This is a genomic window from Mycobacterium sp., from assembly GCF_040509115.1.
In the GTDB taxonomy this organism is placed as follows: Bacteria; Actinomycetota; Actinomycetes; order Mycobacteriales; family Mycobacteriaceae; genus Mycobacterium.
Map to the genome: position 1 here is coordinate 1 of NZ_JBEVLO010000041.1, position 9,083 is coordinate 9,083.

Here is a 9,083-nt window from a genome sequence, read left to right on the forward strand (position 1 = left end):
AGGAGCTCTTCTCCGTCCGCTTCGACCCGACGGGTGGGACCGTCCATGCCGAGGTGCGCGCCTTTTCCCGGCCGGGTACCTGGTGGAGTCGATTGGGCGGTCCCGTCACGTCGCTGGCGCAGCGCCTGGTGACCCAGCGATACCGTCGGGCGCTCTAGTACTGCCGTCGGCGGTGCCGACAGGGTGACCGGCGTCGGCGGTGCCGACAGGGTGACCGGCGTCGGCGGTGCCGACAGGGTGACCGGCGTCGGCGGTGCCGACCATCTGACTGCCGTCGGCGGTGCCGACAGGCTGACTGCCGTCGGTTTCACGACGGGCGGCGAGATCCAGGTGATACGACAGGATCGCGAGCGCAAAGAGCCCGATCCCGACAGTGATCAGCGCTCCGAAGCCCTCCGTGGCGAAGTCGACGAGTGCGTTGAGCAGCGTGAAGATCAGGGCCGCGTTGCGCAGCCAGCGCAGAGGCCACGCCGCGCCCGTGCGACGCCTGGCGATCATCGCGGGTAGCGCGATGCCGAGGGTGAGGGTGGCACTGACGAGCAGGATCACCGACGGCACGTTCAACCCGTCCAGGGTGACCTTCAGGCGGTCGTCTTCGTAGAAGTAGCCGCCGAGCGCCACCCCGAGTGCGCCCAACGACACGCTGACGAAGGATCCGACGACGAGCAGCCATCCGACGACCGGGATCCACCGCGGACTGCGGAAGACGTCGGGAATCAACGCAAGCGCGCGACGCTGCGCGGCGTACAGCCGATCCGAGGCCGGGTCGGCCGACGCCAGCAACTCACGCACCCGGCGGACGTCCTCGGCGTCGGCTCCCTCGTCGCAGGCGCGATGAACGAGGGCAAGGCCGATCTCGCGGTGGCGGTCCGAGAGTCCGCGGGCGACTCCGTCCGCGGCGATCGACGCGGCGGACGCCAGACATTCCTGCGCGCTCAGCGGCCGGAAGTCCCGCACGATGCGGGCGCCCACCAGGATGACGACCACCAGGATGTACATGATCTCGGCGGAGGGTCCGTAGAAGTAGTCGTTGTCCTTCGTGACGAACTTGCCGACCTCGTCGAGGAAGAGCCCGAATCCGACGCCGCCCATTACGACGCACGCCACCCGCGTCCCGAACCCCAGCGTCATCCAGCCGACGATCAATGCCAGCATCATCAACGCGCCGCCGTAGAGGGCGTGGGCGATGTGCAGGTCTCCGCCTCCGATCTGTGGATACCCGGTCAGCTGGAGGTAGAGCCTGGTGATGAGGATGGTCGCGATGGCGATGATGACGAATGCCTCTGCGGCACTTGGTCCGCTGGCGTCGCGGGTGATGGCGCCGTGGTGACTGCGGCGAGGGTTGGTCATGGTCCTCCGGTCCGGCGCTCATCCACCGGTGGATGAGACCACCGTTCGCCGCAACCATTCCAGGACCGGCGGGGCCACCTCGTCAAGCGCCGACTCGGCAACGATCCAGTGCGGCAGTCTGGGGTGGTCCTGCTGCTCGGCGCCGTACCGCTTGGCGATGCGGCGCGAGATCCAGGGGGCCACGTTCTCGTCAGAGCCTGCGCTGACGCACAGCACCGGGCAGCTGACCGCGGATGCGTCGACCCTGGTGGACTGCGCACCGGTGAACATCTCGCGGAAGATGCGCCCCGAGTCACGAACCAGTCGGGGAATCAGCGCCTCCTGCTCCGCACCGGGCAGGGTGCTCAACGGGACCTCCCGCATCGTCTTCGCCGACGGCAGGATCGGCTTGCCCGCAAGGATTCTCGGGATGAGCGGCAACAGGTGGGGCATCGGCCGCAACTGCGGCCAGAGAATGCCGGGCGGGATCGAGGCCAGCAGCACGGCGGCGACGGGTTGGCGCGCAGCGGCGATCCGCTGAGCGAGTAGCCCACCCATGCTGTGCCCGACGACGATCGCCGGTGCACCGATGCGGTCGTAGGCGTCGACCGCGACGGCGTAACAGTCGTCGATGCCGGTACGGGCGAGCACGTCGTCGTCGGTGGGCTCGCGCCCGGGCAGCGTCGGGACGTGGACGGCGTACCCGTTGGCCTCGAAGGTGCGCGTCCACGGATCTAGGAGCGCCGGTCGTCCAAACATGCCGTGCAGGAACAGGATTGGTGGTTTCGTCGGGTCGCTTGCGGGCGGGGGTTTGGCCTCCATCGAGACGAGTATGGTGACTTCTGCGTCGAGATTCGATTACCCGCAAGGTAATCGTTGGCGCGGCCGCCGAGACCAGCGGCGAGGGTCGTAGAGGGAGATGTCGTGAAGGTGCACCACATCAATTGCGGATCCATGGACTCCCCCGGCGCACCGGTGGTCTGTCACGTGCTGCTGATCGAGACCGCCGACGGGCTGGTCCTCGTCGACTCGGGCTTCGGCCTGCTGGACTGCGCGAACCCCAAGCGGATCGGGCCGACCCGTCGCCTGCTACGGCCCAGATTCGACGTCGAGGAGACCGCCGCCCGTCAGGTGGAGAGGCTGGGCTTCCGTCGTGACGACGTGCGCCACGTCATCGTCACTCACTTCGACATCGATCACATCGGCGGCATCGCCGACTTCCCCGACGCCCAGATCCACGTGACGGCCGCCGAAGCCCTCGGCGCAATGCGTTCGCCGACCAGGAAGGAGCGGCATCGCTTCCGGTCCGCACAGTGGGCACACGGCCCGAAGATCGTCGAGCATCACCCCGACGGGGAGAAGTGGCGTGGGTTTGCGGCGGCCAAGGAGCTGGACGCCATCGCGCCGGGCATCGTCTTGATCTCCCTGCCCGGGCACAGCCGCGGCCATGCCTGCGTCGCCGTGGACGCCGGTCACCGGTGGGTGCTGCACTGCGGCGACGGGTTTTACTACGTGGGCACGCTCGACGGCGCCTCGAAGGTTCCCGTCGGGCTCAAGTACTCGGAAATGCTGGTCGCCCTCGACCGCAAGCAGGTGCTGGACAACCACGCCCGCCTCGCCGAGTTGTACGCGTCCCGCCACCCCGATCTGTTCATGGTCTCGTCGCACGATCCGACGTTGCTCGCAGAAGCGGTGGCCACCAGCGCCTGACGGCGGTGGTGTCAGCCGACGCGGCGACGCACGCGTGGTGCCTCGCCGCGGAGAGTGATCACCTCGTCGAGCCGCTCGTCGCCGTAGAAGCTCCAGAATGGCCCCGCGACGTCCTCCGCAGCCGCGGAGATGGGCTGCTCGCTGGTCACCCTCACGGTGCCGCTCACGACGCGTGTCACGGTGATCCACTTCCCGTTTCCCGGATCCTGGATGACGTCGCCGTGACCGATGGCGTCGACCGGAACTGACTCGTCACCTACCACCATGTCGGTGGGGGTTCCCCCTCGGATCGCGGCTCAAGCGTTGCCATGGACGTCCGCAGCCGCGTCGAGTTCCCATCATCGTGCGCCGATCTGTTCGCACCTGATCACGACGGCACGGAGACTGGTTCACGACCAGCGCCGATGTGCCGCTCGGCCGGTGAAGGGCCATCATCGAGGGGTCGGCACCGCGATCCGCCGGGATGACCTGGACGCGCGGCCGCGTTGTGTAGTCGAGCGCCAACGAAAGCGAGAACCAACGTGTCCGGAAGCTCGAACCCGCTGCATCTGGCCGTGGCCCTGGAGGGAACGGGTTGGCATCCCGCGTCATGGCGTGAACCCGACGCCCGACCGGCTGAGTTACTGACGCCCGGCTACTGGGTGGACCTGGTCACCGAAGCCGAGCGCGGTCTCGTCGACTTCATCACGATCGAGGACGGGCTGACCCTCCAGTTCGACAACCCCTTGCACGCGGACGATCGCACCGACCGCGTCCGAGGCCGATTGGACGCGGTGCTGATTGCGTCTCGGGTGGCCCCCCGCACTCGCCACATCGGGCTGCTGCCGACGGTGGTCGTCACGCACACCGAGCCGTTTCACGCGTCCAAGGCGATCGCCACGCTCGACTACGTCAGTTCGGGTCGGGCGGGAGTCCGGGTGCAGGTGACGGCGAGTGAGGACGCGGCGCGGCACTTCGGTCGCCGAAGCGTGCCTGAGTCGGGCGACGCTGGCGAGCTCATCGCCGAGGCCGCCGACTACGTCGAGGTGATTCGCAGGCTCTGGGACAGCTGGGAGGACGACGCCGAGATTCGCGACGTGACCACCGGCCGCTTCATCGATCGAAACAAGCTGCACTACATCGACTTCGACGGGCCGAGGTTCTCGGTCAAGGGACCGTCCATCACGCCGAGACCGCCGCAGGGACAGCCCGTCGTGGCGGCCCTCGGTCATGGCGAGGCCGCCCATGGCCTCATTGCCAGCAGCGCGGACGTGGGCTTCATCACCCCGCACGACACCGCCGAGGCCGCGAGTATCGCCGGGGTCCTGGCCGCGCACCGCGACGGCGAAGCCGTTCGGGTGTTCGCCGACCTGGTGGTCTTCCTGGACGGGAAGGCCGACGCGGCGAAGGCTCGCAAGGCGCACCTCGACGACGCGTTGGGGCGGGAGTACGTCAGCGACGCCGAGGTGTTCGTCGGCACGCCAGGCGAACTCGCAGACCTTCTTCAGCAGTGGCACGAAGCGGGGGTCGACGGCTTTCGACTGCGTCCCGCCACGGTGCCCCATGACTTGCTTCAGATCACCAACGGCGTGGTCCCCGAACTGCAGGCGCGCGGAGCGTTCCGCACCTCATATCCCGGCACCACGCTGCGCGACACCCTCGGCCTCGCCCGCCCCGCCAACCGCTACTCGACCGCCGCAACGAGCTAGGACAGCGAATGACCAAGCCAGTCAAGCAGATTCACCTCGCCGCTCACTTTCCCGGCGTAAACAACACCACGGTGTGGAGCGACCCGGCGTCGGGCAGCCACATCGACTTCGACTCGTTCGTGCACTTCGCCGAGACCGCCGAGCGGGGAAAGTTCGACTTCATGTTCCTCGCCGAGGGCCTGCGGCTGCGCGAACAGGGCGGCGAGATCTACGACCTCGACGTGGTGGGACGCCCCGACACGTTCACCATCCTGGCGGCGCTCGCCGCCGTCACCGACCGGCTCGGTCTCACCGGCACGATCAACTCCACGTTCAACGAGCCCTACGAGGTCGCCAGGCAGTTCGCCTCGCTCGATCACCTGTCCGATGGGCGCGCCGCGTGGAACGTCGTGACCTCGTGGGATGCGTTCACGGGCGAGAACTTCCGCCGCGGCGGATACCTCGCCGAGGACCAGCGCTACGCGCGCGCCGAGAGCTTCCTGGAGGCGGCGCACACCCTGTTCGACTCTTGGCACGGCGACGAGATCGTCGCCGACAAGGAAAGCGGCGTCTTCCTGGCCGATCCCAAGGCCGGATCGTTCGACTTCTCGGACGCGCACTTCGACATCAGCGGACGCTTCAACGTCCCGCGCAGCCCCCAGGGCAGGCCGGTCATCTTCCAGGCAGGCGACTCCGACCATGGGCGTGAGTTCGCGGCCTCCGCTGCCGACGCCATCTTCTCCCGGCACGGAACGTTGGAGGACGGCCAAGCCTTCTACGCCGACGTGAAGGGCCGCCTGGCGAAGTACGGCCGTCGACCCGACCAGTTGTTGATCTTGCCCGCCGCGACGTTCGTCCTCGGAGACACCGACGCCGAGGCCGCCGAGACGGCCCACCAGGTGCGCCTGGCTCAGGTGTCACCCCAGACGGCGATCAAGTTCCTCGAACAACTCTGGAACCGCGACCTGTCCGATCACGATCCCGACGGCCCGTTGCCTTCGGTGGATCCGGTGGTCGGCGAGAACACCATCTCGCGGGGCCGGGCCAGCGTGCGCATGTATCGCGACCCGGTCGCGACCGCCAACGAGTGGCGGGCCAGGGCCGAGGCCGAGAAGCTGACGACGCGCGAACTGATCGTCGAGGTCACCGGCCGACAGAACTTCATCGGATCCGCGGAGACGGTGGCCGAGAGGATCAACCACCTGGTGCAGGCCGATGCCAGCGACGGGTTCATCCTCGTTCCGCACGTGACGCCTGGTGGCCTGGACCCGTTCGTGGACCGCGTGGTGCCGCTGCTGCAGGAACGCGGCGTGTTCCGGTCCGACTACACGGGAACGACGTTGCGCGATCACCTGGGCCTCGCCCAGCCCGCGCCGACCGCGTCCGTCGCCAGGGTCGGCTGAGCCCGCCAGGTCCTACCCGGCTCCCGCTTCGCCGATTTGCACCGCGGTGAGCATGGCGATCAGCGGTTCCGTCGTGACCACGTCGACGTGGCCTGCGATCATCGCAGCGCGTACCGCCGCCTCCGTGGGCGCACCGAGGACCGGGAACGGCGCGCCCGCGTCGTGAGCGCGCAGCGGGCTCGCGGTGCGTGCCAGAGCGGTCAGCCGACGAAGATCGGGGGTGTCCGCCTCCGACCAGGCCGAGGTTTCCAAGATTCCTTGCCGCACTTCGCCTTCGGTGCCGTCGACGGTGATCGCCCGGCCGGCCAGCGCAGCGGCTGCCCCGACGCCGCAGCCCACCACCGCCGGTCGGCCGATCTCGCGGCTGACGATCGCGGCATGCGACGCGGCGCCGCCGGTCTCGGTCACGATGCCCAGCGCCGCCACCATGCCGTGCACGTCGTCCGGGGTGGTCGTCGGGCGAACCAGGATGACGTCCTCGCCCCGGTCGGCGGCGTCGAGTGCCTCGTCGACGTCCGTGTAGGCCGTCCCCGATGCGACGCCGGGACACGCTGGCAGCCCAGTGGCGAGTAGTGTTGCGGCCAACCGTGTTTCAGGTTGAACGGATGGCGTCAACAGGGCGCGGACCTGCGCGGGCGTCACCCGCCGAAGCGCCTCCGCCTCGTCGATCAGACCCTCGTCCAGGAACGCCAGGGCCAGCCGCACCGCGGCCTGGGCGGACCGCTTCGCCACCCTGGTCTGCAACAGCCAGAGGTTGCCGTCCTCGACGGTGAACTCGACGTCCTGTACGTCACGCCACACCCGTTCCAGGGTGTCTGCGGCGTCGAGCAGGCGTTGATGGACGCGCGGCTGCGCCGTCCGCAGCGTCGCAATCGGTTCCACGTCGTGGGTACCCGATACGACGTCCTCGCCCTGTCCGCCGGGCCGCCACTCGCCGAAGGGCTCGGCGGCGCCGGTCATCGGGTTTCTGGTGAACAGCACTCCCGCACCGGAATTGCGCGCCATGTTGCCGAACACCATCGCCTGCACGACGACCGCGGTCCCACCGAGGTCATCGAGGCCGTGGTGGTTCCGGTACGCGGTCGCGCGCGGTGAACGCCACGAGGCGAACACCGCTTCGATGGCGCTGCGCAACTGCGCGTACACGTCGTCGGGCACCGACCCGGCCTCGTCGCCGTCCAACACGATGCGGCGGTACATGCGGCGGAACCGGTCCCGGGTGTCCTTGGCGAAGCCGGGAGTGGCAGCAGCGGCCAGGGCGGCCTCGACGCCGTCGTCGATGCCGACGTCGAGCACCGAGTCCAACATGCCAGGCAGCGACTGGGCGGCGCCGCTGCGAACGCTGACGAGCAGCGGACTTTCGCGCCCACCGAAGGTGCGTGAGCACTGCTGCTCGAGCCAGCGCACGTTGGCGCAGACCTCTGACCACACCCCGTCGAGACACCCGTCGGGATCGCGTAGGAAGTCGGCGCCCACGGCGGTCGTGATGCCGAACGCGGGTGGCACCGGCAGACCGAGCCGGCACATCGCATCGATTCCGAAACCCTTGTTGCCCAGCAGCTCCCGCGGCAGGTCTGCGGTTCCGTCCAGGCGGACCACCGACGGCGGCCCACCGTCGATCGCATCACCGGTCACCGTCGGTTTCATCCAGACTCGGCCTCGTCGTGCCGACTGGCGCCTGCCGCGAGGATGAGCTCCTCGTGGAGCTCGAACCAGACGGTGTGGTAGGAGTCGATGATGGGCCGGGCCAACCAGGCGGTGTCGCCGGCGTCGACCCGACCCAGCGCCGTCGTCAGCTTGGCCTTGTAGGCCAGCAGGCGGGGAAGCAGTCCACCGAGGGTCTCGATGATCGGCACCACCGCCGAATGCACGCCGTGCAGTCGTTCGACGATCGCGGCGTCGTACGCGGTGTCGTCGTGCGGATTGGGTTGCCCGTCCTTGATCTGCCAGTCGGTCAGCACCGTCTTGAACGTCGCGTTCACCGGACGAAAGTCGCTGTAGACGTCGGCCAGAGCGGCAGGGTCGGCGGCGGCCCGCTCGGCGCGCAGCAGGTCATTCAACCGGTCCCGCCCGGCCGGATCGATCCTGATCGTCTTCGCCGCGACGAGCAGTCCAGCGTCGGTGAGTTCCTCGACGCAGCCGGCCACTACCCGAGAGTCCTCGTCGAGCGTCGCCGCGAGGTCCGCGGTGCTCACCCGGCCCTTGAGCCGCACCGCCTGCAGAACCTTCAGCTCGATCACGCATTGCTCCCTACCGATCGGCCACGTCGACGATCGGCCGTTGAAGTCGATTCGAGCATTGAGCGTGCCATGCCGGGGGTCGCGTTCGCCGCCCGACCCGGGAACGATCCGCCGATGGCCGTCGCCTTCGACCGCAGCGCCCGAAGTGGTCGAGCCCCTATCGATCACCGGCATTGACACTGCTCATCCAGGGCGCGGTCGACATGCCATCCCCTCTCGACGAGGCACGCCGCAACGCAATGACGTTGATCGGCAACGGCGTTGAGACGAAGGTCGCCGAGACGAAGGTCGCCGTGTCGCCTCTCACAGGCAGCGTCCTCCCAGCTTCTCCCAGATACTGCACAGCGCAGTGACTGCACAATTGAGCGTCGAGTTGGTCCGAAACGGGGGGCGCGCTGAGCCGATGATGTTCTCGGACTTCGCCGAGTACCTGCGCCACCGGATCGCCGACGTGTCGCTGATGCACGGTTGGCTTCCCGCGACGGTCAACTTGGTGACGGTGGTGGCGCTCGCCGGCGGTATCGGATGGCGGTGGCGTCGCGCGTCACTGCTCCCCTTGCCCGTCGGCATTGGACTCGGCGCGGCACTGGCGGTATCGCTGAACTGCTACCTCGGCACGACGGGACTGATCGGTGGGCCACCGCCGGGAGCGCTGTGGGCCTGGCTGGTGCTCACGGGAGTGCCCGTCGGCGCCGTCGCCCTGGGGTGGCGGCGCATGCGATGGCGGCGGCGGG

9 protein-coding genes and 1 pseudogene are annotated in these 9,083 nt (G+C 68.7%); 5 read left to right on the plus strand and 5 right to left on the minus strand.

Features of this window, described 5'->3' with window-relative positions; genetic code table 11:
• The coding region (locus ABW137_RS03385) for a DUF1990 family protein (protein WP_526396897.1) at positions 1 to 158 on the plus strand (158 nt) is incomplete at its 5' end.
• On the opposite strand, the gene ABW137_RS03390 is transcribed toward ABW137_RS03385, so the two are convergent.
• Together ABW137_RS03390 and ABW137_RS03395 are read right to left on the minus strand one after the other, a co-directional pair.
• On the minus strand, positions 106 to 1,350 hold the full coding sequence (locus ABW137_RS03390; protein ID WP_526396883.1) for a hypothetical protein: 1,245 nt from the start codon (positions 1,348 to 1,350) through the stop codon (positions 106 to 108). The genes ABW137_RS03385 and ABW137_RS03390 overlap by 53 nt on opposite strands.
• Positions 1,351 to 1,368: 18 nt before the next feature.
• Positions 1,369 to 2,151: an alpha/beta hydrolase gene (locus ABW137_RS03395; protein ID WP_526396885.1), complete on the minus strand. Its 783-nt coding sequence runs from the start codon at positions 2,149 to 2,151 to the stop codon at positions 1,369 to 1,371.
• Positions 2,152 to 2,253: 102 nt separating this feature from the next.
• Between ABW137_RS03395 and ABW137_RS03400 the strand changes: the two genes are divergently transcribed.
• Positions 2,254 to 3,039, plus strand: coding sequence for an MBL fold metallo-hydrolase (locus ABW137_RS03400; RefSeq protein WP_526396887.1), 786 nt, complete (start codon positions 2,254 to 2,256; stop codon positions 3,037 to 3,039).
• An 11-nt stretch (positions 3,040 to 3,050) separates the two neighbouring features.
• Here the strand turns inward: ABW137_RS03400 and ABW137_RS03405 are convergent, their stop codons facing one another.
• Complete coding sequence (locus tag ABW137_RS03405) at positions 3,051 to 3,305, minus strand: hypothetical protein (RefSeq protein WP_526396889.1); 255 nt, start codon at positions 3,303 to 3,305, stop codon at positions 3,051 to 3,053.
• 255 nt (positions 3,306 to 3,560) lie between these two features.
• Between ABW137_RS03405 and ABW137_RS03410 the strand changes: the two genes are divergently transcribed.
• Positions 3,561 to 4,727 carry an LLM class flavin-dependent oxidoreductase gene (locus ABW137_RS03410; protein WP_526396891.1) on the plus strand — a complete coding sequence of 389 codons (1,167 nt, stop codon included), beginning with the start codon at positions 3,561 to 3,563 and terminating at the stop codon, positions 4,725 to 4,727.
• A gap of 8 nt (positions 4,728 to 4,735) precedes the next feature.
• Complete coding sequence (locus ABW137_RS03415; protein ID WP_526396893.1) at positions 4,736 to 6,109, plus strand: NtaA/DmoA family FMN-dependent monooxygenase; 1,374 nt, start codon at positions 4,736 to 4,738, stop codon at positions 6,107 to 6,109.
• A gap of 12 nt (positions 6,110 to 6,121) precedes the next feature.
• Here the strand turns inward: ABW137_RS03415 and ABW137_RS03420 are convergent, their stop codons facing one another.
• Complete coding sequence (locus tag ABW137_RS03420; RefSeq protein ID WP_526396899.1) at positions 6,122 to 7,708, minus strand: pyruvate, phosphate dikinase; 1,587 nt, start codon at positions 7,706 to 7,708, stop codon at positions 6,122 to 6,124.
• Between the two features lie 44 nt (positions 7,709 to 7,752).
• Complete coding sequence (locus ABW137_RS03425) at positions 7,753 to 8,349, minus strand: MarR family transcriptional regulator (RefSeq protein WP_526396895.1); 597 nt, start codon at positions 8,347 to 8,349, stop codon at positions 7,753 to 7,755.
• 349 nt (positions 8,350 to 8,698) lie between these two features.
• Between ABW137_RS03425 and ABW137_RS03430 the strand changes: the two are divergent.
• Positions 8,699 to 9,083, plus strand: a pseudogene (locus ABW137_RS03430) (hypothetical protein); the annotation flags it as partial.

Bases quoted from the DNA above. Each gene is read 5' to 3' on its own strand.
- ABW137_RS03395 (WP_526396885.1), bottom strand. From the start codon at position 2,151: ATGGAGGCCAAACCCCCGCCCGCAAGCGACCCGACGAAACCACCAATC.
- ABW137_RS03390 (WP_526396883.1), bottom strand. From the start codon at position 1,350: ATGACCAACCCTCGCCGCAGTCACCACGGCGCCATCACCCGCGACGCC.
- ABW137_RS03405 (WP_526396889.1), bottom strand. From the start codon at position 3,305: ATGGTGGTAGGTGACGAGTCAGTTCCGGTCGACGCCATCGGTCACGGC.
- ABW137_RS03415 (WP_526396893.1), top strand. From the start codon at position 4,736: ATGACCAAGCCAGTCAAGCAGATTCACCTCGCCGCTCACTTTCCCGGC.